This window comes from Paraoerskovia marina DSM 21750 (assembly GCF_000701465.1).
Classification (GTDB): domain Bacteria; phylum Actinomycetota; class Actinomycetes; order Actinomycetales; family Cellulomonadaceae; genus Paraoerskovia; species Paraoerskovia marina.
In genome coordinates this window covers 1-26,166 of record NZ_KL370783.1, presented here as the reverse complement: position 1 = coordinate 26,166, position 26,166 = coordinate 1, and the positions used below count along the sequence as shown (strand labels likewise).

General features: G+C 67.2%; 24 protein-coding genes. 12 read left to right on the top strand and 12 right to left on the bottom strand.

Annotated features, from left to right (window positions below; genetic code table 11):
• Position 1: 1 nt before the first annotated feature.
• On the bottom strand, positions 2-862 hold the full coding sequence (locus Q343_RS0112630; protein WP_052367220.1) for a DsbA family protein: 861 nt from the start codon (positions 860-862) through the stop codon (positions 2-4).
• Between the two features lie 183 nt (positions 863-1,045).
• Here Q343_RS0112630 and Q343_RS0112625 point away from each other — a divergent pair, with 183 nt between their 5' ends.
• The 3 genes from Q343_RS0112625 to Q343_RS15640 all read left to right on the top strand — a co-directional run bounded on the left by Q343_RS0112625 (position 1,046) and on the right by Q343_RS15640 (position 3,772).
• On the top strand, positions 1,046-2,068 hold the full coding sequence (locus Q343_RS0112625) for a DUF4190 domain-containing protein (protein ID WP_029253924.1): 1,023 nt from the start codon (positions 1,046-1,048) through the stop codon (positions 2,066-2,068).
• 157 nt (positions 2,069-2,225) lie between these two features.
• Complete coding sequence (locus Q343_RS0112620) at positions 2,226-3,002, top strand: CHRD domain-containing protein (RefSeq protein ID WP_029253923.1); 777 nt, start codon at positions 2,226-2,228, stop codon at positions 3,000-3,002.
• Positions 3,002-3,772 carry a class F sortase gene (locus Q343_RS15640; RefSeq protein ID WP_081829834.1) on the top strand — a complete coding sequence of 257 codons (771 nt, stop codon included), beginning with the start codon at positions 3,002-3,004 and terminating at the stop codon, positions 3,770-3,772. Before Q343_RS0112620 ends, Q343_RS15640 begins: the two co-directional genes overlap by 1 nt.
• 208 nt (positions 3,773-3,980) lie before the next feature.
• Here the strand turns inward: Q343_RS15640 and Q343_RS0112610 are convergent, their stop codons facing one another.
• From Q343_RS0112610 to Q343_RS0112570, 8 genes are all read right to left on the bottom strand, one after another.
• Positions 3,981-4,556: a DUF6318 family protein gene (locus Q343_RS0112610; protein ID WP_282706026.1), complete on the bottom strand. Its 576-nt coding sequence runs from the start codon at positions 4,554-4,556 to the stop codon at positions 3,981-3,983.
• A 396-nt stretch (positions 4,557-4,952) separates the two neighbouring features.
• Complete coding sequence (locus tag Q343_RS0112605) at positions 4,953-5,585, bottom strand: DUF6318 family protein (protein ID WP_029253920.1); 633 nt, start codon at positions 5,583-5,585, stop codon at positions 4,953-4,955.
• 113 nt (positions 5,586-5,698) lie between these two features.
• On the bottom strand, positions 5,699-6,436 hold the full coding sequence (locus Q343_RS14650) for a PKD domain-containing protein (protein ID WP_162175490.1): 738 nt from the start codon (positions 6,434-6,436) through the stop codon (positions 5,699-5,701).
• Positions 6,437-6,534: 98 nt separating this feature from the next.
• Positions 6,535-7,176, bottom strand: coding sequence for a DUF6318 family protein (locus Q343_RS0112595; RefSeq protein ID WP_029253918.1), 642 nt, complete (start codon positions 7,174-7,176; stop codon positions 6,535-6,537).
• A gap of 136 nt (positions 7,177-7,312) precedes the next feature.
• Positions 7,313-7,753, bottom strand: a complete 441-nt coding sequence (locus Q343_RS0112590) for a hypothetical protein (RefSeq protein ID WP_155990750.1) — start codon at positions 7,751-7,753, stop codon at positions 7,313-7,315.
• A gap of 366 nt (positions 7,754-8,119) precedes the next feature.
• Positions 8,120-8,770 (bottom strand): DUF2510 domain-containing protein, encoded by a 651-nt coding sequence (locus Q343_RS0112580; protein ID WP_029253916.1) that lies wholly within the window; start codon positions 8,768-8,770, stop codon positions 8,120-8,122.
• A 115-nt stretch (positions 8,771-8,885) separates the two neighbouring features.
• On the bottom strand, positions 8,886-10,520 hold the full coding sequence (locus tag Q343_RS0112575) for an AAA family ATPase (RefSeq protein ID WP_043110092.1): 1,635 nt from the start codon (positions 10,518-10,520) through the stop codon (positions 8,886-8,888).
• A gap of 3 nt (positions 10,521-10,523) precedes the next feature.
• Entirely contained in the window at positions 10,524-13,190 is a 2,667-nt protein-coding gene (locus Q343_RS0112570; RefSeq protein ID WP_029253914.1) for a hypothetical protein, read from the bottom strand.
• A 59-nt stretch (positions 13,191-13,249) separates the two neighbouring features.
• On the opposite strand from Q343_RS0112570, the gene Q343_RS0112565 reads away from it, so the two are divergent.
• The 4 genes from Q343_RS0112565 to Q343_RS15310 all read left to right on the top strand — a co-directional run bounded on the left by Q343_RS0112565 (position 13,250) and on the right by Q343_RS15310 (position 16,828).
• A complete protein-coding gene (locus Q343_RS0112565) occupies positions 13,250-13,585 on the top strand; it encodes a hypothetical protein (RefSeq protein ID WP_155990748.1) in 336 nt (111 codons plus the stop codon).
• Positions 13,582-15,768 carry an NACHT domain-containing protein gene (locus tag Q343_RS0112560; protein ID WP_029253912.1) on the top strand — a complete coding sequence of 729 codons (2,187 nt, stop codon included), beginning with the start codon at positions 13,582-13,584 and terminating at the stop codon, positions 15,766-15,768. Before Q343_RS0112565 ends, Q343_RS0112560 begins: the two co-directional genes overlap by 4 nt.
• Positions 15,765-16,379, top strand: coding sequence for a hypothetical protein (locus Q343_RS0112555; protein WP_155990747.1), 615 nt, complete (start codon positions 15,765-15,767; stop codon positions 16,377-16,379). The genes Q343_RS0112560 and Q343_RS0112555 overlap by 4 nt, the downstream gene beginning before the upstream one ends.
• A gap of 278 nt (positions 16,380-16,657) precedes the next feature.
• Positions 16,658-16,828, top strand: coding sequence for a hypothetical protein (locus Q343_RS15310; RefSeq protein ID WP_211249012.1), 171 nt, complete (start codon positions 16,658-16,660; stop codon positions 16,826-16,828).
• Between the two features lie 95 nt (positions 16,829-16,923).
• Here the strand turns inward: Q343_RS15310 and Q343_RS14645 are convergent, their stop codons facing one another.
• Together Q343_RS14645 and Q343_RS0112540 are read right to left on the bottom strand one after the other, a co-directional pair.
• Positions 16,924-17,583, bottom strand: a complete 660-nt coding sequence (locus Q343_RS14645) for a hypothetical protein (protein WP_052367218.1) — start codon at positions 17,581-17,583, stop codon at positions 16,924-16,926.
• A 158-nt stretch (positions 17,584-17,741) separates the two neighbouring features.
• Positions 17,742-18,242 (bottom strand): hypothetical protein, encoded by a 501-nt coding sequence (locus tag Q343_RS0112540; RefSeq protein ID WP_029253910.1) that lies wholly within the window; start codon positions 18,240-18,242, stop codon positions 17,742-17,744.
• A gap of 230 nt (positions 18,243-18,472) precedes the next feature.
• Between Q343_RS0112540 and Q343_RS0112535 the strand changes: the two genes are divergently transcribed.
• From Q343_RS0112535 to Q343_RS0112520, 4 genes are all read left to right on the top strand, one after another.
• Positions 18,473-19,012 (top strand): hypothetical protein, encoded by a 540-nt coding sequence (locus Q343_RS0112535; RefSeq protein WP_029253909.1) that lies wholly within the window; start codon positions 18,473-18,475, stop codon positions 19,010-19,012.
• Between the two features lie 1,228 nt (positions 19,013-20,240).
• Positions 20,241-22,274 (top strand): DUF262 domain-containing protein, encoded by a 2,034-nt coding sequence (locus Q343_RS14975; RefSeq protein WP_081829833.1) that lies wholly within the window; start codon positions 20,241-20,243, stop codon positions 22,272-22,274.
• A gap of 692 nt (positions 22,275-22,966) precedes the next feature.
• A complete protein-coding gene (locus tag Q343_RS0112525; RefSeq protein WP_029253908.1) occupies positions 22,967-23,446 on the top strand; it encodes a hypothetical protein in 480 nt (159 codons plus the stop codon).
• 121 nt (positions 23,447-23,567) lie between these two features.
• Entirely contained in the window at positions 23,568-24,578 is a 1,011-nt protein-coding gene (locus Q343_RS0112520) for a glycoside hydrolase family 19 protein (RefSeq protein ID WP_248616833.1), read from the top strand.
• Between the two features lie 82 nt (positions 24,579-24,660).
• Here the strand turns inward: Q343_RS0112520 and Q343_RS0112515 are convergent, their stop codons facing one another.
• Complete coding sequence (locus tag Q343_RS0112515; protein ID WP_029253906.1) at positions 24,661-25,335, bottom strand: chitinase; 675 nt, start codon at positions 25,333-25,335, stop codon at positions 24,661-24,663.
• Between the two features lie 353 nt (positions 25,336-25,688).
• Here Q343_RS0112515 and Q343_RS14220 point away from each other — a divergent pair.
• Positions 25,689-26,166, top strand: a 478-nt coding sequence (locus Q343_RS14220; protein WP_155990746.1) for a hypothetical protein, incomplete at its 3' end; no start/stop codon positions are given.

Below are 26,166 nucleotides of genomic sequence, written 5' to 3'. Positions count from 1 at the left end.
GTCAGGAGGCCTCGGGGAGGCGGGCGTCGATGAACTGGCGGAAGACGTCGACGGGCTGGGCCCCGGAGATCGACTCGGTCCCGATCGCGAAGAACGGCACGGCGCTGACGCCGAGCTGCTGGGCGGTGGCGGTCGACTCCTGGACGGCGGCGTGCAGGTCCTCGCGGTCGAGGTCGGCGGTGAACTGCTCGATGTCCGGCACGCCCGCGTCCTCGGCGAACCCGATCAGCTTCTCGGCCGGCATGTCCGGGTGCCCGCTGCTGGGGGCGTTGTCGAAGACGACGGTCATGTACTCGAGGTACTTGCCCTGCTCGCCCGCCGCACGGGCCGCGACGGCGGCGTCCTCGGACTCGTCGCCGAAGAACGACACGTCGTTGATCTCGACGCGGACCTGCCCGCTCGCGACGTACTCGTCCTCGATGGTCGGCAGGATCTCGGTCGAGTAGACGGCGCAGAACGGGCAGCGGAAGTCGATCCACTCGACGAGCACGACCGGCGCGTCGACCGACCCGATCGCCATCGGGTCGTCGGCGTCGCGGCGCACGATGGGGAGCTCACCCTCGCGCGGTCCCTCGGCGGCGGTGGCTGCGGCACCGTCCTCGGCGTCCGACGTCGTCCCGTCCGGCGTGGCGGCGGTCTCGCCGGATTCCGTGGTCCCGCCGGAGTTCGTGGTCTCGACGGCGGTGTCGGCCGACGCGTCGTCCCCCTCGAGGAACTGTGCCGCGAGCACGAGTGCCAGCAGGCCCACGATGACCGCGATCACGGCCCAGGCGACGCCCGGGATGCGGCGGCGCTGCGTCGTCGTGCCCGCGGGTCGCTCGGGCGACGACTCGGGCGCCGGGGTGGGTGCGGGCGACGACATGTGCTGCTCCGGAGGACGAAGGGGTGATGAGGGGAACGCTACGCGAGAAATCGGTACGTGTGTGCCGGTCGGGGGTGATTCTGAAACGCGCCTGTGGATAACCCGGGCACTCGGCGAAGCGCCCGATGCGCTGCTGGTTGGGTGGTGAACCGACACCTACCCGTACTGCCCCTAAGGACACCCATGTCGACGCCCTACGACGCCCCGACACCCCCGAGTCCCTCCGGCGGTGAGGGCAACCCGGCGCCGGCCGCGCCGACGGACAACAGCCCGTACACGACGCCCGTGGCCCAGGCCGAACCGTCGAAGGCACCCGGGGTCCAGGGTCCGCAGTACGGCGGTCCGCCGTCGCCCCCTCCCTTCAACCAGGCGCCCTACGGAGGCCCTGCGGCAGCGCGGCCGAACAAGGAGAAGAACGGTTTCGCCATCACGGCGCTCGCCCTCGGGATCGCCGCGTTCCTGGGCTGCTGGATCCCGTTCGTGAACTTCGTGTCGATCGTGATCGCGCTCGTCGGCATCGTCTTCGGGATCCTCGCGCTGGTGAAGTTCGGCGGCAAGGTCCTCGCGATCGTGGGGATAGCGCTCTCGAGCCTCGCGATCCTCGTCGCCGTCGTCCTGAACGTGCTGGTCGCCTCCGCGATCAGCACCGAGGTCGACTCCCAGAGTGCCGCGTTCGCCGAGCTCGACGCGGCGCTCTCGGAGCAGCTCGACGTCCCGGCCGACGACATCGCCACCGAGGACACGACGGCCGCTGACGACATCGCCGTGGACGAGCCCGCCGCCGAGGACGCGCCCGCGGAGGAGGCGGCGGACGCGGGTGCCGGGTCGAGCAGTGTCGCCGGGTTCAGCGACACGTTCATGTACACCGACGGCCTCGAGGTCTCCGTGACCGCGCCCGAGGCCTTCACGCCCGGCGAGTACTCCAGCTACGCCACCGAGGACGGGACCGCCGTGACGTTCGAGGTCACCGTCACCAACGGCACCACCGAGAACCTCGAAGGCTCGTACATCTACACCGAGGTCAGCTCGGCCGGACGCGATGCCGTCAAGATCTACGACGACGGCGTCGACAACGGCGGGTCGGGGACCATCCTGCCCGGCAAGTCGCACACCTTCTCGATCGCGTTCGCCGTCCAGGACGTCGACGACCTGCAGATCGAGGTCAGCCCGGACTTCGCCTACGACACCGCGATCTTCGTCAGCTGACGTCGCACCGCACCGGATGCCGTCTTCCCCCTCAGGGAGGGCGGCATCCGTCGTCTGGGAAGGAAGTTCCGATCCGGACCCATCCGATCGGACCGCGGCCCCGAACCGTTGATGTGGCCCCGAGATTCGGGACGCCACAGAACGGAGGGAAACGACCATGAAGGCACGCACCCGTACCGCACTCGCGGCACCCGCACTCGCACTCACTGCGATGTTCGCCGTCGCCGCACCCGCGTCCGCCGAGACCGGCACCGGACAGGGTGACCTGTCACCCGTCCCGCTCAACGGCGTCGACGGCTCCGGGACCGCCATGGTCTGGGTCGACGGCACCACGCTCAAGGTCGAGGTCGAGGCGAACGGACTCCTCGCCGGCAGCCCGCACGCCGCGCACATCCACTACGGCTCCGACGCCGCCAACCAGTGCCCCACCGCCGACGACGACGCGGACGGCTCCGGCACCATCACCACCACCGAGGGCGTCCCCTCGTACGGCACCGTCCAGGTGTCGCTCACGACGTCCGGCGACACGTCGCCGGACTCGGCGCTCGCGATCGACCGCTTCGACACCGCCGAGGGCGGCAGCATCTCCTACGAGCGCGGCGAGATCGAGGTCTCCCAGGACCTCGCCGACGACATCCTCGCGGGTGACGCGGCCGTCGTCGTGCACGGCGTCGACTACGACGGCTCCGGCGCCTACGACGGCGACGTGATGTCAGACCTCGACCCGTCGCTGCCCGCCGAGGCGACCGACCCCGCGCTCTGCGGGATCGTCAGCGCCTCGCAGATGACCGACATGCCTGAGGGTGGCGTCCAGACCGGTGGCGGTCAGACCCAAGGCATCGAGCACCTCGGACTGCTGGTCGCCGGTGGCGCCGCCGCAGCCGTCGGTGGCGGACTGCTCCTGCGCCGTCGTTCCACGCGCACGGACAGCTGATGAGTGACGACGCCCGGCCCGAGGAGGCCGGGACGACGCCGGGCTCCCGGGCCCGGCGTCGTCGGCCGGTCCTCCTGGTCGCCGCGGTCGCCCTCCTCGTCGGTGGGGTGGCCGCGGTGGCCGTCGGGGTCGCCGGGCAGCAGTCCGCGCCGCCGTCGGCGGTCGAGTCGCCGACGCCGGTCGAGCCTGTCGAGACCCCGTCGCCGGTCGAGCCTGTCGAGACCGACGAGCCCACGACGCCGGTCGAGCCTGTCGAGACCGACGAGCCCACGACGCCGGTCGAGCCTGTCGAGACCCCGCCCGTCGAGGCCACCGCCGCGCAACCGCTGCCGACCGAGGTCTCGATCCCGTCGATCGACGTCGCCTCGGACCTACTCCACCTCGGTCTCAACGCCGACGGGACGGTCGCTGTCCCCGAGGGCGACGACGTCGACACCGCCGCCTGGTTCGACGGTTCCCCCCGCCCCGGTGCGGTGGGGCCGGCAGTGATCGAGGGGCACGTCGACAGCGTGAACGGCGAGTCGGTGTTCTACGATCTCGCGACCGTGGAGCCCGGCGCGACCATCGACGTCGGGCGCGAGGATGGCAGCACTGTCAGCTACGTAGTCGACCGCGTCGAGCAGTACCCGAAGAACGAGTTCCCGACGCTCGCGGTCTACGGGAACACGGAGAGTCCAGAGCTCCGCGTGATCACGTGCGGCGGGTCGTGGGACCCCGAGATCGGGCACTACCGCGACAACACGGTGGTGTACGCGCACCTCGCGGAGTAGCGCCCCGTCCGAGATCACCGATCCCCTCGTGCCGTCAGTACTGGGCGAGGGGGTCGGTGACGAGTCGTGGTGTGAGTTCGTGGACGTCGAGGGGGTTGCTGGTGGAGGTGGTGGTGGCGGTGCCGGGGACGTCGGTCCAGGTGGTGGCTCCGGCGATGCGGTATTGGCCGGTCCATTGGGTGGTCAGGGCCCGCTGTCAGCAGGACCGTCATCCCGCTTCTCCCTGGTCGGTGGTGAGAGCGAGTGTGCGCCAGCTTGAACCGTCGTGAACGAGATCGATCTGGAGAAACCCCGTGTCACGATCCCAACTGTTGACTTCGGTGCCGGACGCATCGTGGACCTTTCGTTCGTCCGCTGAGAATGCGGTCGTGACGGCGTATCCCCCGGTCAACGAGTCCTTGTCGCCGGTCTGAAGGTTAGATATCTCGGTGGCACCGCCCGTGACCGTGTAGCCGGAGGTTTCGTACTCCTCCGCTTCCTCGACGACGGCGACGCAGAATCCGCAGGTGCTGTCGTTCGACATCGCCGCCAGTTCGGTCGTCTCACCCGTCATGCTGGCGTAGGTAGTGAGCGCGATGAAGTACTCAGCTGCGGCCTGCGCGCCCTTCTTGCCGGTGTCGTCCATCGCCGCCGGGCGTGGCGGCGGCGTCGGTCCGGTTTCGGTCGGTTCCGGCTCGGGGCTCTCGGTGGGCTCGGTCGTCTTGGGCTCCGACGCGGTCGGTGCTGCGCTCGTGGTGGCACCCGTACCGGGCTCGGGTTCGTCGCCGAATGAGCAGCCTCCCAGGCCGAGGGCCAGAGCGACGGGCAGGGCAAGGGCGAGCGTGCGACGTCGGACGCGAATGGGAACTCCTCAGCAGGCGACAGTCCGCGCACGGTAGCGAGAATCAAGGCCTGTCCGCGGAGGGGCTGTGGATAACGAAGGCCTGCTTTACGTTCACCGTCTCCTTCGTGCCGCTACTTCTGTTCGAGGAGCTCGGTGTTGGGCTCTTGGACTGCAGGTTGGATTAGCAACTCGTGGAAGGCTCGGGCGGCTTCGTCGGCGAGGTCGGCAGGGCCGATGCACTCGGGTAGCGCGTCGCGAGCTCAAAGCCAACGACGACTGATGAGCCCTCCGTCGGCGGCGACCATCCGAACGGGATCAAAGTGATCGAAACGAGCGCGGACGTCAGTGCAGACGCTTTCACTCCGCTGCGTCCTGGTCAGTAACGATGGCCAAAGCGCGCCAGCGGGTTCCATCGTGCATGGCATCGAACTGCATCCAGCCGTCGTCGTACTCCCACTCGTCGAGGATCTTTCCAGACGCGTCTCGAAGCTCGCCGGTTGGCTCTGAAAACGCCATAGTGACGGCGAAGCCGCCGGTGAGCGAGTCCTTGTCGCTCACTTCGAAATCCCAGAGCTTGGTTTCTCCCCATGTTGAGGAGTACCCGTCAGTTTCGACCTTCGCCGCCTCCTTGATGATCGAACTGCACGCTGTACATGTCGAGGGGTATGCCATCTCTTCAAGCTGCGAGACGTCGCCGGTGGCATACGCATACGTGACGAGCGCAATGAAGTACTCAGCCGCAGCTCGCGCGCCCTTCTTACCGGTGGCGTCCATCGCCACCGGCCGTGGCGGCGGTGTCGGGCCGGTCGCGGTGGGTTCCGGCTCGGGGCTCTCGGTGGGCTCGGTCGTCTCGGACGCTGGCGCGGTCGGTGCCGTGGTCGTGGTGGCGCTCGCTCCTGGCTCGGGTTCGTCGTCGGACGTGCAGCCTCCCAGACCGAGTATCAGGGCGACGGGCAGGGCAAGGGCGAGCGTGCGACGTCGGACGCGCATGGGAACTCCTCAGCAGGTGACAGTCCGGGCACGGTAGCGAGAATCAAGGCCTGTCCGCGGAGGGGCTGTGGATAGCGAGGGCCTGGTCCGAGTTCTTCGATCCCCTCGTGTCGTCAGTACTGGGCGAGGGGGTCGGTGACGAGTCGTGGGGTGAGTTCGAGGACGTCGAGGGGGTTGCTGGTGGAGGTGGTGGTGGCGGTGCCGGGGACGTCGGTCCAGGTCGTGGCTCCGGCGATGCGGTACTGGCCGGTCCATTGGGTGGTCAGGGTGATGGTGTAGGTCTGTAGGTCGGTGTATTGGTGGGTGATGGTGTGGTCGGGGTAGGGCTTGCCGGGGTCGGTGGTGGTCTGGGTGGTGCCGTCGCCGAAGTCCCAGGTGTATTCGGTGGGTTGGGCGCGGATCTGGACGGGGATGCCGAGGAGCTCGGTGGTGGTTTCTTGGGCTGCTGTGTCGGGGTTCTCGGTGTGGACGATGGTGTCGAAGTGGACGATGGTCCAGCCGTTGGGTGGTTGGACGTTGAGGGTTGCGGGTTGGATCTGCATCTCGTGGAAGGCGCGGGCGGCTTCGTCGGCGAGGTCGGCGGGGCCGATGCACTCGGGGCCGGAGGCCAGGGTCCAGGTGCTCCAGGGGGCGGTGTCGTTGTCGCGGGTGGAGACGAAGAGCGGGTCGAGGAGGATCTCGTCGTCGGTGCACTCGGGTAGCTCGCCCAGGGTCAGTGCTGCGGCGCAGGTCGCGGCGATCTCGGCGGATCGTTGAGCTTCCGGGTCCAGACAGAGAAACACGGGGATGCGTCGGTAGCGTTCGGTGTCGGGGGCAGTGCTCGTGGGGACCGTCCGGTACTCGGTGGACATCTCGACGTTGACGGTGACTTGGTCACCTCGCGCATCCGAGTCGTACAGCTCGCCTGTGGCAGTGAGTGCGAGAAGCGCCAAGGCCGCGCCGACCTCGATCATTCGGCGCGTCCTTGATCGGTGACCATCGACATGACCTTCCAGTCGGTGCCGTCGTGCATGACGTCGATCTGGAGGTTCCCATCGTCGTAGCCGACCGATTCGACCACGTCACCACCAGCGTCCGTGACGGTCATCGTTTCGGTCGCGAACGTTGCGAAGACTGCGTAGCCGCCCGTGAGCGTGTCGCGATCGCTGACGTTCAGATTCGACAGTGAACCTACGCCTCCGTCGACGCTGTAGTTCGAGTCGTCATAGGAGTCGATCCGATCGATGAAGTTGCCGCAGGTGACACACATATCCGGAAATCTGATCGCGGCGAGTGGCTGCGAGTTCCCACTTGCCAACCCGAAATTGAGCAGCGCGATGAAGTGCTCAGCCGCAGCCTGTGCGCCCTTCTTTCCGGTGTCGTCCATCGCCGCCGGGCGTGGTGGCGGCGTCGGTTCGGTCGCGGTGGGTTCCGGCTCGGGGCTCTCGGGCGTCTCGGGCGTCTCGGGCGTCTCGGACACCGGCGCGGTCGGTGCCGCACTCGTGGTGACACCCGAACCGGGCTCGGGTACGTCGTCGGACGAGCAGCCTCCCAGGCCGAGGATCACAGCGACAGGCAGGGCAAGGGCGGGCGTGCGACGTCGGACGCGCATGGGAACTCCTCAGCAGGTGACAGTCCGGGCACGGTAGCGAGAATCAAGGCCTGCCCGCGGAGGGGCTGTGGATAAGTCCTGGGCGTACGGCGTGACGGAGAAGGGCAGCGCTCTGTGAGGGCAGCGGTGCGCGTCCCTACGGGGTGACGGTTACGGTGGCGGGTTCGCTCGTCCCTGCCCCGATGTGTGCCTCGCCCGACCGGGCATCTGGTGGGGCGGTCGCGTCGAGGGACCACTCGCCGTCGGGGCCTGCCTCGACGCGGCCGAGCTCGATCTCGACGTCACCCTGGGACCAGACAACGGAGATGTCGGACATCGCCGTGCTGGACTCGTCCGGGGCCTGCGTGCCGTCCACGACCTCCGGGTTGTCGGCACAGCCGTCGACGTACCCCTGCCCGGTGATCCTGAGGACCTTGCCGGGCGCGACCGATCCTGGCTCCACCGAGACACGGGCGGCCTCGCAGGCGCCGTCCGACGTCGTCGCGGTCTCGCTGAGGGCGCAGCCGGCTGCCAGCGGGGCAACGATTCCCGCGAGGACCGCGAGCGACAAGGCGCGCGTTCGGGCACTGCTGCGCATGATGGTCTCCATGGGAAGGGAATGTGGGTCGTTCTGCTCTCACGTTGGATCGCGCGGCTCAGCACCTGAGAACCATGAACGATCTTGCCAAAAGATAGCGCAGCAGCGCCTCGGGTGACCCTCTGGAGGGCTGACGTCAGGCGCGCATGCGCTGAGATGACGTGTTCAGCCCCGCTGCGACCTCGCGGTGCCCGTCGGCGACGATCACGACGCGCAACGGACTCTCGCCGAGGCGACGGCGGTCGCCGTCGTCCGGGGCCCGAGCGCCACCGATAAGTAGGGCGGTGACGTCACGTCGGGGTCGGGCCCCGGACCATGGGTGCGTCGCACCACGGCTTGCCTGAACCGGCAGTGTCTGAGACCTCGTCAGTCGACGACGGGCTCGAAATAGATGAACCAGTCGCCGTCCGAGTCGACCGTTGCTTCCATGTTGACGGTGGCGTCGTCCCCGGAGGAATAGATCCCGGTCCCGGTGCAGGAGTAGATGAGCGCGTCGCTCGTGTCCGTCGGGATCTCGTACGTCAGCCGGTTGTCCTCGACCATTTCGGGCTGCCGCACCTTGATGAGTTGGTCGGTGAAGCCGTCGGCCTGGTCGGCGGCGATCCGGACGGCTTCCGTGCCGAGGACCTCGCACGCCTCGTCCGGTGACGGCAGCTCCTCGACCTCGGGCTCCGGCTCGGGCTCCGGGGTTTCGTCTGGAGTCTCGGTCTCCAGCTCCGCCGGCTCCACGGGATCGGCATCACTGCTCGCCTGAGGTGCCGCTACCGGTTCGTCATCGGAGCCGCCGGCAGCGACCCCGATGACGACGAAGAGTCCGACCAAGACCGCGGTGGAGATGCCGGCGATCAGCCACCCCTTGCCGGAACGCTTCGCGCCACCGGGCTCAACCGGGTCCGTCGGTCCGTGGTCGAGAGTCTCGCGCTGGCGCACCGCGGTGGTCCACGCGGTCCCGTCGAAGTATCGGTCGATGTTCTGGTCCTGCGGGTCGGGGTACCAGCCGGCGGCGGGTGCGTTCACGTTTGCTCCAAGGATCGTCGGGAACAGATCATCTAATTTGTCTAGCCCGAACCTTAAGAGAAACACCCCTCCGTCGAGTCCTCGTCCACTTCGTAGACACTCCCGGCGGTTGCTGTCAGCGAAGGGCCCTCACGTCGACCCGCACGCGCCCGAACGCCTCGAGGATCGACCGGTGCGTCTGCCGCGGCAGGCTCCGGTTCCCGGGCTCGCCGAACGGGGTCCCCGGGCGGGCGGGAGCCTCGTCCAGGAGCGTGTCGAGCCCGGGGCGCGCGAGCATCAGCAGCCCGTGCGTGGCACGGGTGCACGTGACCGCGAGTCGACCGAACTCCGAGTTGAACGCGTCGAGCCCGGCGGCTCCGTTGAGCGGGTGGACCGCCACCGTGATGCCGTTGGTCTGGCCCTGGTACGAGTCGACGGTGGAGGCGAGGACGTCGCTCTCGAGGAGGCCGTGGCGCTCGCGGAGGCGTTCGACGGCGTCGGTCGCGTCCTCGACGGCGAGGCCGCGGGTGGCGAGGACGGCGATCAATGCGTCGTCGGAAGGGTCGCCCGGACCGCGGCGCATGATCTTGCCGGTGGGGTTCGCCCGCGCGTCGTAGGCGGCGGTCGTGAGCGCGAATCCTGCGGCGAAGAGCTGGTCGATCAGCGACTCGGCCGCGAGCATCAGCGGCAGGTCGATGTCGGGGGCGTCGGGCGCCTCGAGCCCGTCGATCTCCACGAGCGTGGGCACCCCGGTCCCGACCTGCTCCCAGATCGCGGCCACAGCCGGCGGCAGGTCACCGACCTCGAGCCCGCGGTCTCCGGGCCCGGCCACGCAGTTCAGCGTCGACCACTCGGGGTAGAACCGTCGCCACAGCCCCAGGTGCCCGACGGCGGGACGCCAGACGGTGGGGAGCTCCCGCGCCCAGGTGTTCTCGTCGTCGTCGTACGCCGTGGGCCACGCCCGGTACGGGTTGTATCCGCTGTCGCCGCGCCACGGGTTGTCGCCGATCTCCAGCGGGGAGAGCTGCCCGACGTCGCCCACCCCCACCCACAGGTGCGCCGCCTTGGACACCTTGGTGAACAGGTGGTGGGGGATCTGCCACGCCTCGTCGACGAACAGGACGTCGTAGGGGGTCTCGCCGTTCGCGGCCGGGCCCAGCAGGTCGAGGTGGCGAGTCAGCTCGTGGAAGACGCCGAGCTTGTGGACGGTGGAGATGATCACCTGGCACTCGGGCGGGATCTCCTTGGCCGAAGTCGCGACGGTCACATGGTCGGCCACCTCGTCCGGGAGCTTCGCGAGCGCGCCCGCCGCGGCGAAGAGGCAGACAGCCTTCCGGCCCAGTGTGTCCGTGAGGGACAGCGCGAGGGGCCACGTCTGCTTGTTGGTGAACGCGACGATCGCCACGCGGGTGCAGCGCTCGTGCGCGACCGCCTCCGCGACGAGGCGCTTGAGGACGAACGACTTGCCGGCTCCGGCGGCGGCCTTGAGGAGGATGCGGTGGTCGGGCTGGTCGGGCTGGTCGAGCTTGTCGAGCTTGTCGAGACCTTCTTCCTCGTCTCGACGGGCTCGACGATCGGGATCCTCGTCTCGACGGGCTCGACGATCGGGGTCCGCCTCTCGACGATCGGGGTCTTCGTCGCGACGGTCGGGGCCGTCCAGCAGCCGCCGCAGCTCGGCCACGGCCTCCTCAGCGACCACGGCGTTCCCGTCGGCGGCCTCCGCGTGGTGCGCCCCGTCGTCGTGCGGCGGGACGGTGAAGGGGAGGGTCATCGCCTACTCCAGGTCGTTGATCGTGAGGTCGGCGGGCGGCGTCTCGGGCGGGCTGGTGGTCGCGTCGCCGCGGGGCAGGCCGTCGGGCGGGACCTCGAACGCGTCGAGGTCGCGTACCGGAGGCCAGGCCTGGGGGTTGAGCTCGTCGTTCTCACGGCGCTCGGCGAGGACGTCGGAGTACTCGGCCTCGCCGATCTCGTGCGGGCGGCAGCAGAACCCGTGGCTCTCGGGGTCGTCGGCGAACGAGCCGGGCTGGCAGTCGTCCTTCGGGGCGAGCGTCTTGTCCACCGGCGGGCGGGGGACGGAGAAGTACCGGTTTCCCTTGGTCTTCGCGAACCACCCGAAGTCCGCGAGGACCACCGCGTCGCCCACCGACAGCGCGGGCGGCACCTCCGGCTCCCAGACCATGCGCGACGGCGCACCCACCTCGACAGGGCGTGTCCCGTCGTCGTGCGGGTGCAGCGGGCCGATGCTGAAGCCGTCGATCTTGAAGGAGCCGCCCTGGTGCTTGATCGACACGGCGTTCTCGATCGCGGGCGTGCCGTTGGTGTGGAGCAGGACGGCGCGGACGGCCTCGTCCCCGGAGGCACGGCCGAACCGTCGGCTCTCGACGTCGACCAGCAGCGGATCCAGCGACGTCACCGTCGCGCGGGTCAGGTACTTGTGGCTCGGGTCGGCGGCCATCTCGTCGGCCCGCTGCGGGTGCGAGACGGCGGTCAGCTGCTCGCGGCAGGAGCTGTCGGCCTCGATGATCGGCACCAGCGCGTTGCGCCAGAACGGGGCCGTGCGGCCGAACCGCACGAGGTCCGAGGAGTGCAGCTCCACGCGCCGCCGCCACACCGCCTGCGCGGAGGACTCGATGCCCTCGTACATCTCGCGCGCACGGGAGGTGGGGAGCGTGCCGAGGTACGCGACGACGTCGTCCACCACCCCCTGCTTGTACGCCAGCTCATCGATCACCAGGGCGGCGTACCGCTCCGGGTCGGCGGGCCGGCCGCTGCGGCCCCGCGTCCCGGAGAGCGCGTGGTGGATCTCGTCCGAGCGGACGTTGGTCAGGCGCGCACCGGGTGTTGAGACCAGGGCCTCGACGTGGTCGGCGACCGCGCGGTGGTCGAGCGGCTCGGTAGCGGTCGCCCATGTGGCCAGGTAGTCGAGACGCAGCGAGTCGACCGCCGGCCCGCCCGCGACGACGTGACGGGCGAGCACCGCACGCAGGTCGACGACGGGGGAGCGCAGCGTCAATGCCCGTGCACGGTCGTCCTCCAGGAAGAAGGAGACCGCGACCCTCGCGACGGCGCCGAGCGGCTGCGGGATCCGCGCCGGCTCGCCGTCGAACGTCAGCGCCTCGCGCCCCTGCTCCAGGTCCCGCTCCCACCGCAGGCGGCTCAGCTCCACACCCGCGAGGGCGTCGGCGACCGTCGCGAGCACGTCCGCCGTCTGCTGATCCGGCACGACGACGTGCACCGCACCCTCCGCCTCGGCGCTCGCGGCGTCCAGGGCCGCGCCGAGCAGTTCCATCACCGTCCGGCGCGTCGCGTCCGACTGCGGGTCGTCGAACACCCGGATCTCCCACGGCGTCGGACCGCCGGGCGTCATCCGCTGCAGGGCGATTCCGTGCAGGCCGAGCGTCGCGGCGTCGGACTTCGCGACCACCACGTTCACCGTCCCCGGCAGGCCGACGGCGTCGACCCGCCCCTGCCCGGTCAGCTGCGCGACGCCCTCGCGGGTGGCCCGGAGCACGGCGCTCGCGGTGGGGCCGTCGTCCTCCGGGGCAAGGCCGAGCTCGATCCGCAGGCTCGCGTCGTCGTCCGACGTGCGGAGCTCGTTGCGGCAGTACGCGAACAGGCTGCAGGTGGCGCACGACGCCGGATCGAACGTCGCGACGAGGTGTTCCGTCGGGACGAGGGTCGGGTTCGCGGCGGCGGTGAGCCGCTGGTCGAGGAACCACCGGACCTCGGTGCGGTGGTCGCGCAGGTCCTCGAGCACCGCCGTCGGCTGGAGGTACGCGTTGCGCGGGACCGCGAGAACACCGAAACGGTGGACCTCGAGCCCGTCGGGGCGCAGCGTCCACCGGTCGAGGGCCTCGGCACCGAGCGCCACCTGCAGGTATCCCTTGAGGAGGCGTCCGTCGTCGATCCGCGACCGGACCCGCTCGTAGTCTTTCGCGTCGCCCATGACCACCCAGGCGCCGTCGTCGTCAGTACGCGCCGTGACGATCAGGAAGTCCGGCTTGATCGGCGTCGCGTCCGGTGCCGTGACGCCCGGGAACGGGACCTCGGGCTGGTAGATCAGCGTGGCCACGGGACCGCCGTCCGCGCCGCCCGACCGCGCGCGGTCGCGGGCCTCCTCCAGAAGCCGGATAGTCTCCGCCTGGCTGCAGTGCGCGTCGACGACCGCGACCTCGTCCGGACGGTCCAGCCCCAGGCCGCCGACCGTCGTCGTGGTGACCTGCGCGGCGAACGCCTCGTCGCGCACCAGACGCTCGAACGTCATCGCGCGCATCCACCGCGCCTCCGGGATGCCGGCCGCGGTGTCCGGGAACCCGAGATCCGCCGCCAGCGCGCGCCGCGGCACGCCGGTGACCAGGGGGTCGGTGCCGCGGAATCGCTCGCACGCCGACAGCGTCGACGCGCCGACGGCGCTCGAGCCGCCGCCTGTGATGGTCGTCATGTGGGCCTCCTGGGACGAGCGTAGGGGGTGGGACCGACGGCGCCCTCACAGGTAGGGCTGTGGATAACTCTCTGGGGGCTGGTGCCGCCGTGGCTAGGGTCGCTGCCGATGAGGGGGAGACCATGGCCGATAAGCTGACAGTCGACGAGCGTGAGATCTTTGCAGCGAGCGCACCGGTCGTCAGGCTGCGAGCAGCGTTGCCCGAGAGCGTGACGCTCGACGCGGGCGACTGCGGATCCGTTCGCGTTCGCGATGCGATCGACACCTACGCACTCTGGGCGACGGCGCGCCTGAGCGGTGTGTCGAGCCTCGCCAGCGCTCTGATCGACGGCGCGGCCGACTCGGTCGACGCCTATGCGGTTGCGGACCACGAGCTCTCGGCGGCGACCTCGTGATCGCCTGGGACGCGCAGGACCCGGCCTTCGGGCAGGGTGTCGGAGTGTCTGCGGCGGCCACCGTGCTCCGCGGTGTCGGTGACGACCTGGGTGCGTTGGCCGAGGCGGCCGACGGTGCAGAGCAGATCCCCGAGACGGCGTGGGACGGAAGCGCGGCATCTGCATGGCGTGGAGTCGCACGCCTCCTCCGCGCCGACGCTCGCGAGATGGTGACGGCGTTCGACGACGGTCAGCACGCGCTCGACCGGTACGCCGACACGCTTGCCGCCCTCCGGCCCCGAGTCACCGCGGCGCGGGCACTCAAGGACGCCGCACTGCAACGGATCGGCACGTTGCAGTATCAGCCCGACCACGGGTCACCCGCGGCGGCTGCCCAGATCCAGTACGCCCTGGACACGGCCCACTCGAACCTGCACGAGGCAGACCGACGGCTGGAGCAGCTCGCGAACGAGCGACAGACGGCGGACGACGCGCTCGTCCCCGCGCTCGCGATCCCGGGGGTCTGGTCGGACGCTCTTCGCGCGCTCGAGCGCGTCGGCATCCACGACGTGGATTCGCTGGCCCCGCACGTCCTGGCAGAGCGCATGGTGGTCGTGGCCCGCTCGATCACGTCGGGCACCGGAGACGACGAGGATGCTCGCGCACTGCAGGCCTTCCTCGATCACTGGGGGCAGAACCCGCAGGCGGCAGAGACGTTTGCCGCGGCACTCGGCGGGGCTGGTGCCGTGGCCCTTCTTGCACGGCTCGGCGACGGCGTCCGAACCCACGACGCGGAGTCCTCCGTGCGTACCCGGGCGCTCGCGGGATCTCTGCGAAGTGCTCTGTCGCTCGGAACGGTCCGGCTTTCCCGGAAAGAGGCCACGGAGTTCGTCGACGGGGTCTTCACGGCCGCGAAGGCACCGGGAGGGCGAAGCGTCGTCGCGTACCTCTTCGGCGACTCGGCCAACGCCCCCATGGGTCGGGAGGTGACGATCGCAGCGGCGATCCGGGTCGATGCACTGGAACGCGAGACCGGCGGAAGCGCCTGCGGGTGGTTGGACGACGACCCCGTCCACGCCGGCGGAGGCAGACTGCTGGCTGAGGGCGGAAATCTTGAAGGAGACCGCCTCAAGGACCCGGCTGGCCGCATCCTTCAGACCTTGGCGCTCTATCCGGATGAAGCGCTGGCCTGGCTGACGGAACCGGGACGGACCGACGACGCGTCGTCGAGCTCGATCGGTGAGGAACGTCGGGCCTACTGGTTCTGGGCACGAGACTGGTCCGCACAGACGAGCGGGGACGGGTTCGAGGGGCCGGCGTCGCTGGTCGCAGGGGTCCAGTACGCGACCGGCGGCCCCAACAGTCCGCCGTACGACGAGAAGGTCTGGGAGGACGTCGCCGTGACCTCGTCCGACGCGCTCAGAGGTCTGACCGGCGACGCCCAGCCCGGAAACGACCGCCTCGATCCCGACCACGTCACGGCCCGTGGGTCCATCGCGATGTCCGCGGCTGTGGTCAGCATGTACGACGAGCTGCTGGAGACGTCGATCCTGAAGACCCGCACGGACGACGATCCGACAGGCACGGTTGCGACGGACGACGGTGTCTATCGAGGTGTCGCCCTTCGTGACGGAGTGTTGATTCGCTCGGTCATGGCAGCGACGCTCACGGAGCCGGGCGCGGCACTCGTGGAAGCGCGGTCGTTGCTCGAGATGAGCGCGACTCTCGACGCGGCTCGTGCGGGAGTCGTGGACACCACATACTTCGACGACCGTCTTGTGACAGCGGCGGCACTCGTAGATGCCGGTGATGACACGGCCAGGCTTGAGCGCGCAGCCCGACTAGACATGGAGCACGCGGAACTGGCGGCAGCTCGAGCCGCGGTACTTGGTGGAATCCCGGTTCCCGGTGCCGAGGTCGGGTCCAAGGTGACGGGGTACTTGCTGGATACGGCTATCGGTACGACTCAGGGGCACATCGCCAACATCCTCACGAGTGCCGACTCGAGTGCGTACGAGAATGCGCGGGCTGAGATCTATCTCGCTCAAGCCGAAGGTGCCGATGCGTTCGTCGATTGGTACCGGGACCAGGTGGCCTCGCTCAAGCAGGAGGGTGTCGTCTTCCATGGTTCGGCCGACGCCGAATCCGTGAACACGGCCTACCTCAACCAGCGCACCAGGTGGAAGGATGTGGCCGAGACGTGATGGGACGACTGAACATCAGAGGGCTGATGATCGCGGGCTCCGCCGTTGTGGTACTCGCCGCGTGCTCAGAGGATCCAGGGCCCCGGCCGAACACCACGACGCCGTCGCTCGTGCTCACTAGCGGTGTAGAGCCGCCGCCGGACGATCACGACGAGTTCTTCGACAAGGTCCGTGACCTGGAGTTCGAGCGAGCGGTGTCGTGGAACGCGAGGGACTTCTCGCGGCCGGAGCTGCAGCAGGAGATGCCGTCGTATGCCGTGGAGCCGCTCAGCGTCACAGCGGCTCGTATGGAACCGGCCGTCGTCCCTGGCCCAGCGACGCTACGACTCATCTCTTTCGTCGAAATCTCCGAGGACCGAATCCAGCTGGAGGTCTGTCGGTCGCTGCCGGGAGAACCAGCTCGCGAGCCGGGGCCGCACCGGTATGGGTACGACATCGTGCAGACGGATCGTGGTGACTGGGAGATCTCGTCGTACGGCACGTACCCCGGTCCGTTGGTGACGTGCGATATCGAGGATGCTCCTCGGTATATCTTCGATCCTGCTCCTGAGCCGAATACCCACCCCGTCATCGGACCCGACGGCGAGCACGTGGAGTGGCCCGGCCAGTGACGCCCCGGTCGTCTACCGGGATGGCATTGAGACGACTCCTTGTGGATCACTCGCTGGGAGCTTGTGCCGTCGCGGCTGGTGTCGCTGCCGGCGAGGGCGAGATCCCTGCGGTGGGTGCGCGGATGCGATGGCTCGTCGGTGCCGTGGCGTTGGCCTCGGTCCGCTCAGGCTGTGCGGAGGACCCCCAACTCGGGAGAACCTGCCCTGGTGCTGGTTGCCGGCGAAGAGCCTGAGCCGAGCCCGACGGGCTCGCGCTTGAGGCGGCACACCGCGATTCCGTGGTCGTCGCGGGGCCGGCGATGCTCGAGGTCATCGACGTGAACGAGAGCGACGCCGGAGAGTGGGTGGTCGAGTCGTTCGGACGAGCCTCCTACGCAGACCCCCGCCCGGACTGCGACCTCGGCGACGCACCCCGGTACCTCTTCGACCCCGCACCCGAGCCCAACTAGCACCCGCTTCTCGGACGCGATCGCGAGGAGATGCAGCGCGCGGACCGGTGATCTCCGCGAGTGGATATCAGCGTGCACATTGACGTGCACGACGGTCACGATCTGACCGACGCGGAACCGCACGACGTCGCACGTGCGAGCGCGGCCCGCACCGCCGCCAGTGTCTCGGGGCGTGGGGGATTGGCTGCGGCGCTCGCGGCTTCTGCCGCGAGCTGTTGCTGGATCGGTGTCGGGCCTCGCCGCGCACCTCGCTCGCGGGGTGCGGCTGTCTTCCTCCGTAAGGAGGGGAAGGGGCGTCGTTCTGTCAGGTTGGGAGCGCCGCCGTCTCGCTCGGCTCGGGCGTGGGCGCGCGCGTCCTTGGCTCGGCGTGCCTGGGGCAGAAGCCGTACGAGCGACCGCTTCGTGATGCGGATCAGGGACGCGACCCCGACGCGGCCCTTCCGTGCGCCGCGCCGGGGCATCGTGACAATGCCGTGGTCTTGCAGCCAGTGTCGGGCGCGTAGGACCGTGCGGGTCGAGACTCCGGCGCGCTCGGCGGCCTGGGCGTCGGTGATCTCGACGACGGCGGTCCGCGCGTCGGCGAGGCGGGCGAGGGCCAGCAGATACGACCGCACGGACTGCGGTGCCGCGCGGAGCTCACCCCAGCCTGCGGCAGCGAGGGTGTCGACGATTCGCCACAGCGAGGCGCGGGCGTTGATCCGGACAGTGGGCGCCGGTATGGGCGCAGGCGCGTTGATAGGGTATGGCTCAGCCATTCGAGAGGCTCCAGTCCTCTTGTGTGGTCAGGCCTCGGTGGGTGCTGTAACACCCTCCGGGGCCGTTCTATTTGGTCGTGCTGGCCGTCACACTAGCGCAGTTGGGCGTGCCCGAATAGGCCGGAGCCGAGCTCGTCGAAGAACCGTCGTGGACGTGGCTACCCGTTGTAGCAGGAGGTGTCGAGACTCGTGTACGACGTGTCGGAGACCGTCGCGCTGACGTAGTCGCCGCCTCGCTCCAGGCACTTCTTGACCTCGTTGTACCAGGCCGGTAGTGCAGCCTTCTCCTGATCGGCCTTGAGCTTCTCTTCGCCCTCTTCGAGCGCCGATTCGCGGGCCTCAATATCCTTGAGGGCCGTGTCGAGCTCGTCCTCGCGCTGATCGAGCGAATCAGATCGGGTTGAGACCGCAGCGGCGGCTTCGACGGAATCAGCAACCTCTTGTTCGAGGTCATCAATCGTGTCGTCCTGCTCTGCGATCGTCTCTTCGGCCGATTCGAGGTCTGCTTGCGACTGTTCCCATGCGTCAAAGTTGGTCTGCGAACGCTGGGCGGTGGCGCGCTCCATATTTGCGGTCGCGATCCAACCGATCGCCGCGATCAGCGCGACGAGTACGAGCGATGCGATGACGACGTTCTGTTTGGTGAGGTACGAGCGCACTCTCAGCCCTCCTGGTGGCGTTGGTCTGAAATCTCGCCGCAGATCGGTACGCAAGGGCATCGAAGGCACTTCGCGTCATGCGGACTGTATGGGTGTCGTAAAGTACCATCGGTCCGTCGCGGGCAGTTGCGCCGAGATGTCCAAATCCTGGGCGTTCCGGCATTTGGCTTGCGTGGCCCCGCTTGCGCTTTGCATATCCGTCGCGCTCTTCCCACCACCGAGAGGAAGCTATGCCGGTTCGCTCATCGACGACGTCGGTCTCGATCTTCGCTTCGCTTGCGCTCCTCCTGACCGGATGCGCCTCGTCATCCACCGACGTCGCATCGGTGGAGACGGCGACACCTACACCGAGTGAGACGACTTCCCAGCCTCGTGAAACGCCGACGACCGAGACACCTACTCCCGATGTCCCGACCGAATCGCCGACCACGGAGGCTCCGAGCGTCGATCAAGCCATCACGGACGCCGTCGTCGAGTACACCGACGCCTACTTCGCGGGCGACTGGGATATCGCCTTCACGAAGCTCTGGTCCGAGCGGTGCAAGGCCGACAATACGGAACGCAATGGGTTCGTCGGGACCCTCGCGGCCCAGGAGTATCTGTACCCCGAGGGCTCGCCGCGACCCGTGGCCGTCGACGTCGAGATCGATCGAGTCGCTGGCAGTGTTGCCACTGTCTCGTACGGCTACCGGTCGTCGACCGAGTCAGGCACGATCGACGCTCAGCCGTGGGTGCTTGAGGACGACCAATGGCGGTACGACAGCTGCTAAAGATAGGTGCCCAGCAGTCCTAAATAGCCCCGGCCCGAGTGGGCTCTTGATATGACTGGACTAACCAGTTCCGGCATGAGCGGCGAACTGCTCGAAACGCCACGCGAAAGATCGGAGTCCGGGTATTCCGCATTCCGTCGTGGCAGTTGGAGAATTCGTCCGTGCATCTCCTGAGTTCCACGTTCAGGCATCGATCCGTCGATCTCCCGGAGAAGGTCAAGAGCGACGTCTATTGTTTAATCTGATGTGACTCCACGCATCCGCTGGTCGAATGCCGCATGCTTGACCTTGCATAGCGCACGGTCACTCGGGGCGGTTGGAACGCCGCGTTCGGCAGAATCAGGTTTGATGCGTGGGGCGTCGAGCAGACTTCCGTGCCTAGGCGGGCAAACTGCACAGCGAGTTTCGTATGCGACTCGGACGCGCGTTCGGAACTCTAGTTTCTGGATCCGTTGCTCAACAAGTCGGCGTGAGAATTCTCGCTAACTGACATCTCGGTCGCCGACGCGTAGCATTTACTTGAGGGTCTCGTAGAGCGGAACCAGAAACTGGCTATTCTCTGGTCCATCGCCGAACACGTAGACGGGAAGCAATGGCGCGAAGATATTCGTGATCTCCTGTGCGGCACAGGATCAACGGCATGCCCGTCTCAATCGCCCTCCCGAGCTTTACATTGCCCCCTGACCGCGTGTCTCCATTGCAGCATCAATATCGGAGAATGCCATCGCCAGAGTCGGTGTCCTCATATGGCCCATCGACCTTGCCGCGATCGAACTGGTAGAACCTAAAGGTCTCGGGTTTCCGATCCCGCGCATGCGATCGATGAGCGAGAAGCACTCCACGCCTAGATGAGACTCCAGAAGCTCGATCCCATGGAAACCCACCGTCTACCTCTGCTCGGGACGCGATCCACGCCATGATCTCGGACCGGAGCGTGGCTTCGACGACAACATCCACAAGCTGAGCTGACCATGTGCCGAAGGAGTGGCAAACACGTCGACAAGCGACCCCACGTCGCCCCTTGATACGAGCTACGCACGTCGGGGCCGGCAGCGGACTACGCCGGGGGGAAGGTCCCGGTCCAAGTCTTGCTGCTCGCATCGGCAACACGAGGAGGTCCACGGGTTCTCGCTCTACGGATCCTCGGCCTACCTTGCGGAAGGAGCAGTTCTCTGGTGAGCTTCGTGCGGCGTAGCACAAATAATGCATCGAACTGACCGGAGGCACCATGAAGGGCGTTGAAACAAGTGTTCGAAAGGTGCTCGAGGGGACGAAACAATTCGTGATCCCGGCGTATCAGCGCTCGTACGCGTGGCAGGAGCAGCAATGGGCGGGAATATGGCGCCCGGTTGAGGACCAGTATAGGCGACGTATTCGGAACGAGACTCCCAGTCCGTACTTCATGGGAAGCTTGGTGATCCACGGCCACAACGAGGGGTCGTCTGCACTTTCCCGATTCGACGTGATCGATGGACAGCAACGCCTAACGACCGTGGTTGCGATGCTCGCGGCGCTTCGGGACCGCTCCAGCGATCACAACACGGCTGAGTCAATCGACGAACAAATCTTGCGAAACAAGTTCGCCGAACCCTCGGGCGCGCTTAAGCTGGCTCCAAAGGCTTTGGATCGGCACGATATGGAAGAGATCGTGCTGGAGCGGCGACCCGGTTCAGGGCGTGTCAAGCTCGCGTATCAGTGGTTCTCATCTCGAATCGACGCTCTCTTCGATGAATTCGAAGGAACAGACCGCGAATTACTACAGGCAATACTCGACGGACTCCTTGTGGTTGAGATCACTACCGCGGCGGGCGACAACCCTCACCGAATTTTTCAGACACTCAATAGCACGGGTGTGGGTCTGCAGGAAGTGGACAAGCTTCGGAGCCACTTCTTTATGCTACTTCCGAATGCGCATGAAGCGGCGCACGCGAAATACTGGTTGCCTCTTGAGGAAAAGCTGCCTGGTCAACAATTGGCTCGGTTTCTCTGGGTCGACCTCACGAGCCGCGGTCGTGGTGATGAACTCGTTAAGTCAACTGCAATCTACGAAACCTGGCAGCGCAAGCTTCAGGAAATCGAAGACAGTGAACAATCGATCATCGCCACGCTGGCCGACTTGAAGCGCCGAGGTGAATTATTCCACCAGCTTACTGACCCCTCAAAAGCGACGACGATCGATGTGCGAATTGCCCGCCTGAATGAGTGGGGGACAAACGTGCATCAGCCACTGACTTTCCATTTGCTCGAACGGCACGAGACCGGGGCAATCAGCACGCGAGAGTTCATCGAGTGTATCGATTCCATCGAGTCCTATCTCGTTCGCCGAATGCTTGTCGGCCTCCCTACGAACAATCTAAATCGGATCTTCGCGACAGTGGTCGGCCAAATATCAGTGATATCGGACGATGTATCGCGGGCTCTTGAAGCCATTCTTTCCGAGCCGGCCAAGCGATGGCCCACGGACCGCGAGCTTCGCTCAGATGCAGTTAACTCAAAGTTTGCGGAAACGCAACGGTCGCCTCAGCGTCATTTTGTACTAAGGCGAATCGAGGAATCCATTGTGAAGGACGGGCATATTGACTGGGCGTCCGCCAACTTCTCTTTGGAGCATTTCATGCCTCAGCAGCTAACGACAGCGTGGGCCGAGTCTCTCAGCGCGTTGGGGATTGCGGATCCGGTGCAGGCGCATGCTGATTCGGTGCACACTGTTGGCAATTTGACGTTGACGTCATTGAATCAAAAGCTCTCAAATTCCCCGATCGAGCGCAAGCAGCAGATTATTTCTGCGACCACGTTGTGCATTAGCAGCGAACTGCTCGCCGCGGAGGCGTGGGGTCCGGATCAAATTGCCGAGCGTTCGAGAATCCTCATTGACTGTGCTATGTCGATTTGGAAGGCCCCGCGGGTCGAGGTCAAGTCTGATGATCGAACAGATGGTGGCTTTATCGATTGGATCGCGCTTGAATCGGTTCTAGCGTCGCTTGAGGACGGGGAGTGGACTACGCTTTCGCAATTAAATGAGCTAGTCGAACCTGTTTCTGAGCACGACGTGCTCGCTCATATTCGAGAGAACGCACCTCGCGGAAGTGCGCGTATTCTTACGGCCGAAGGCCTGCCGGATATCCGTTTTCCGTGGGTGCGTGCTGATTATAGTGCCTATAAAGATCAACTAGTGGAAATTGGTGTCTTTGGATCGACGGATGTGGATTCGGCAAATCCGGGTGCCTGCGTTCCGGTGACCATGCTCGCTGAACGGTTGTGAGTCGTACTGCGATCGGGCATTGCGTTCGTCTGGGAGCGGAGGGGCTGGGGCTTTATTCATAGATGAGCTTTCTTGCTGAACCGGATCTGTTTCTTTGAGTGGTCGGCGAGCGCGTGATGAGGTCAGAACTGACTGGCAAGCGGCCGGTTGTGTTGTTTTCGGCTCGCCGGGTCCAGGGCGGGCCGCTCCGGGCGTACTGTGCTCCAGTTCGCGAGCGAGCCTACGATCGATTGGTCGGCTGGACTTGCCGGTCCGGACTCGTCCCGCCCGGGGGTCCGGCGCGCAGCAGGTCTCGGTCGACGACAAGCGGCCGGACTCGTTGATCCTCGCGTATATCCAGGCGATCTACGGAGGTTGCTGGATCATGGAGAACTGCTTGCGGGCGTACGAGGTCGTCACGAGAGGAACGCCGTCGAGGAGCGGGGCGGGTGCCCGGCTGTCGATATCGACGTGTGCGAGCGCCACTCGACCGTCGCGGTCGACGACGGGCAGGCCTGGGTCTGACCCTGCGTCGCCGTGTCGGGGCGGTGTCCCCGACTGGGCTACCGTGGGTGATGTCCACGTACTCGTCGTCGACCGTCTGTGACCGGTGAGATTCCAGTCCTCCCGGGATCTTCTCCGACCAGTGCCGGCCCACGTCGTCGGGCCGTACTCCACCGCCGCGGTCCTGCCCGGCGAGAAACAGGGTCCGCATGCCGAAGGCCATCTCTCACCGCGTCGTCCTGATCCGCCTGTCCCACCTGGACGACGAGGTGTCGCCAGACGCGCTGTACGAGGCCTCGCACACGGGCTGGGCGGTCGGTGCGGTGCGTCGCAAGGGACCGGAGGCGACGCAGGTCGCGCTGGCGGTCCGGGACGGCGTGGTGGCGGGCGCGTGGTGGATCGACGGGTGGTGGCACGACGACGAGACCTCTCGGTGGGTCTTCGACGGCCACGGCGACGCGGAGCTGGACGAGAAGTACCTGGGGCTCGACGTCGCGCGCTGGTACCCGAAGGGCTCGCGCTTCTCGGTGCGCTACGTCGCGCCGGGGGAGAAGCCGGAAGCGCCCGTGATCAAGGCGGCGCGCGCCTCGAAGGTCGCCGAGAAGCCGTCGGTGCCGCAGCCGGTCCCGTGCCCGAGGTGCTTCATGGAGCTGCCGTCGACGGGGCTGTGCGTGCACTGCACGGAGTGACCCGTACCGGCCAGGCCCGTGTACGTATTGTCCCGTAAGTGTGTTGCGCACCGCGTCGTCCCTGGTCACGCTGGCAAGAAGCCCGCGTGTGCGGGGAACTTCGACGAAGGCTGAGATACGCGTGTCTGCTCTCAACCATTCCTCCACGGCCCGGGCGACGACGCCCGCTCGCCGTGTCTTCTTTCTCACCGCCCTGGCGGCGGTTCTCGCGCTCGTGGCCACGATGGCCGTCGCGGTCTCGACGGCGCAGCGCGCCGCGGCTGCCACGTGTGCCGCCGCGTGGTCGTCCTCGACCGTCTACACGGGGGGCGACGTCGTCTCGATCGACGGCAAGAACTGGACCGCCTCGTACTGGACGCTCAACGACGAGCCGGGCACGGGTGGCCCGTGGGGCCCGTGGCGCAACGGTGTCGCCTGTGGCGGCAGCACCCCGACGCCCGACCCGACCACCGATCCGACGACGGACCCCACCACCGACCCCACACCGGACCCGACGACCACCGCGCCGTCGTCCGACTTCGTGGTCACGGAGGCGCAGTTCAACCAGATGTTCCCGTCGCGGAACTCGTTCTACACCTACGCCGGTCTGGTCGACGCGCTGAAGGCGTACCCGGCGTTCGCGAGCACGGGCGGCGACGTGGTCGCCAAGCGTGAGGCCGCGGCCTTCCTCGCGAACATCGCGCACGAGACGGGCCACCTGCGCTACGTCACGGAGATCAACACCGCGAACTACCCGCACTACTGCGACGCCAACCAGCCGTACGGCTGCCCTGCCGGACAGGCGGCGTACTACGGCCGTGGGCCCATCCAGTTGAGCTGGAACTTCAACTACAAGGCCGCGGGCGACGCGCTGGGCATCGACCTGCTGAACAACCCGAACCTGGTCCAGGAGGACTCCTCCGTCGCCTGGCAGACCGGCATCTGGTACTGGATGACGCAGAACGGCCCGGGCACCATGACCGGCCACGAGGCGATCGTCAACGGTGCGGGCTTCGGTGAGAGCATCCGCTCGATCAACGGCGCACTGGAGTGCAACGGTGGCAACACCGGGCAGGTGCAGGCGCGCGTGAACTACTTCCAGGAGTTCACGTCGATCATCGGCACAACGCCGGGGAACAACCTCAGCTGCTGACCTGATCCGGTCGGTCTGTCCGACGACGGCGCGAGGCCCGGTGAGGAGCGATCCTCACCGGGCCTCGCGCGTGGGTGGGCGGTCAGCAGGACAGGTGGTGTCCGGGCGTCGTCTGCAGGATGTCGCAGAAGGCGACGAAGCGGTCGACCCGGGACTGCACCTGGCGCGGGTTGCCGCCGTCGCACTCGAGCGGTCCGTTGATGGCCCGGATCGCCTCGGCGAACCCGTGCTCGTCGGCGATCGCCTCGTGACCGGTGAACTCGCCCTCGCCGGGCTGGGTCATCCAGTACCAGATGCCGGTCTGCCAGGCGACGGACGGGTCGGTCTCGACGAGCTCGGGGCGGTGGAGCAGGTCGATGCCGAGGGCCTCCCCGGCCGTCTTGTAGTTGAAGTTCCAGCTCAGCTGGATGGGCCCGCGGCCGTAGTAGGCGTCGTTGCCCGCGGGGCATCCGTAGGGCTGTGCGGGGTCGCAGTAGTTGCCGTACAGGGCCGTGTTGATCTCCGTGACGTACTGGAGGTTGAGCGTCTCGTGGTCGACGTTGGCGAGGAAGGCCGCGGCCTCACGCTTGGCGACCTCCTTGCCACCCGTGCTCGCGAACTCCGGGTACGCCTTCAGCGCGTCGACCAGACCGGCGTAGGTGTAGAACGAGTTCCGCGACGGGAACATCTGGTCGAACTGCGCCTCCGTGACGACGAACGGCTGCGTGGCGGAGCCGGTGGCGTCCTGCGGCGGGACGGGAGCGGGTGTGTCGGGCATCGAGACCTCCGGGAGTGTGAGCGCCGCGCGTCGCTGCGGCCGACCGTCATCCTGATACGCCGCCGACACGATGGGCAATCTACGTACATCGACGCTCGGGGCCGGCGTCGTTGGGCTCGCGGACCCGCGCGGCGTCCGAATCCTGGATCGGGGAGGGTGAAAAGTAGATTACATTTCGGTAACACGAAGCGTCCGGATTGCCCGAGTTTGACCCCTGGTGGGGCATAAACCGGATGAATTTTGCCTCTCCGCCTCATATGGCCCGGAAACTGGGGCTTCCTGGCAGTTGGACAAGCGTCCTAGAGTCTCCTCGGCCACCCTTCTGAACGCGTCGTGAGAGCGAGCAATCCTGCATGAATGTCAAGTCCTTGAGACCCTCGATCGCGATGATCATCGCGATCGCCCTCGTGCTCCTCGGAGCCGTCGTCGCCGTCCCGATGGCGATCGCCGGTAGCGGCAACGGCAACGGGCAGGAGACCTGCAACTCCGACGGCAGCGCTGGCTGGACCAAGGTCGACGGACTGAGCGGAAAGACCTACACCGTCACCGCGCGGGACGGCTACCTCATCGACGAGACCTGCGTGAAGGCGGCGAAGGTCGTCAAGTACGACAAGCTCGACACGCCGTCGGCGAGCGTCACGATCTCGTCGCCCGCGACGAACGGGAACGGCCAGGTGCAGGACATCAGCCACGTCTCGTACCGCGAGGTGCAGAAGGTCGAGGTGCCTTCGGCCGCCGCCCCGAAGCTGAATGCTGGGTTTGTGTGCTTGGCGACGCAGGACGGTCCGGTGGAGAACGTGCCGGGTGGTCAGGAGTTCGCTGCTGGTGACT

Excerpts from the sequence above, each read along its gene's own strand:
- Q343_RS0112625 (WP_029253924.1), top strand. The coding sequence starts at position 1,046 with ATGTCGACGCCCTACGACGCCCCGACACCCCCGAGTCCCTCCGGCGGT.
- Q343_RS0112515 (WP_029253906.1), bottom strand. The coding sequence starts at position 25,335 with ATGCCCGACACACCCGCTCCCGTCCCGCCGCAGGACGCCACCGGCTCC.
- Q343_RS0112605 (WP_029253920.1), bottom strand. The coding sequence starts at position 5,585 with ATGCGCGTCCGACGTCGCACGCTCGCCCTTGCCCTGCCCGTCGCCCTG.
- Q343_RS0112595 (WP_029253918.1), bottom strand. The coding sequence starts at position 7,176 with ATGCGCGTCCGACGTCGCACGCCCGCCCTTGCCCTGCCTGTCGCTGTG.
- Q343_RS14650 (WP_162175490.1), bottom strand. The coding sequence starts at position 6,436 with ATGTCCACCGAGTACCGGACGGTCCCCACGAGCACTGCCCCCGACACC.
- Q343_RS14645 (WP_052367218.1), bottom strand. The coding sequence starts at position 17,583 with ATGGCTGAGCCATACCCTATCAACGCGCCTGCGCCCATACCGGCGCCC.
- Q343_RS0112590 (WP_155990750.1), bottom strand. The coding sequence starts at position 7,753 with ATGCGCAGCAGTGCCCGAACGCGCGCCTTGTCGCTCGCGGTCCTCGCG.
- Q343_RS14975 (WP_081829833.1), top strand. The coding sequence starts at position 20,241 with ATGAAGGGCGTTGAAACAAGTGTTCGAAAGGTGCTCGAGGGGACGAAA.
- Q343_RS0112620 (WP_029253923.1), top strand. The coding sequence starts at position 2,226 with ATGAAGGCACGCACCCGTACCGCACTCGCGGCACCCGCACTCGCACTC.
- Q343_RS15640 (WP_081829834.1), top strand. The coding sequence starts at position 3,002 with ATGAGTGACGACGCCCGGCCCGAGGAGGCCGGGACGACGCCGGGCTCC.
- Q343_RS0112630 (WP_052367220.1), bottom strand. The coding sequence starts at position 862 with ATGTCGTCGCCCGCACCCACCCCGGCGCCCGAGTCGTCGCCCGAGCGA.
- Q343_RS0112570 (WP_029253914.1), bottom strand. The coding sequence starts at position 13,190 with ATGACGACCATCACAGGCGGCGGCTCGAGCGCCGTCGGCGCGTCGACG.
- Q343_RS0112535 (WP_029253909.1), top strand. The coding sequence starts at position 18,473 with ATGCCGGTTCGCTCATCGACGACGTCGGTCTCGATCTTCGCTTCGCTT.
- Q343_RS0112525 (WP_029253908.1), top strand. The coding sequence starts at position 22,967 with ATGCCGAAGGCCATCTCTCACCGCGTCGTCCTGATCCGCCTGTCCCAC.
- Q343_RS0112575 (WP_043110092.1), bottom strand. The coding sequence starts at position 10,520 with ATGACCCTCCCCTTCACCGTCCCGCCGCACGACGACGGGGCGCACCAC.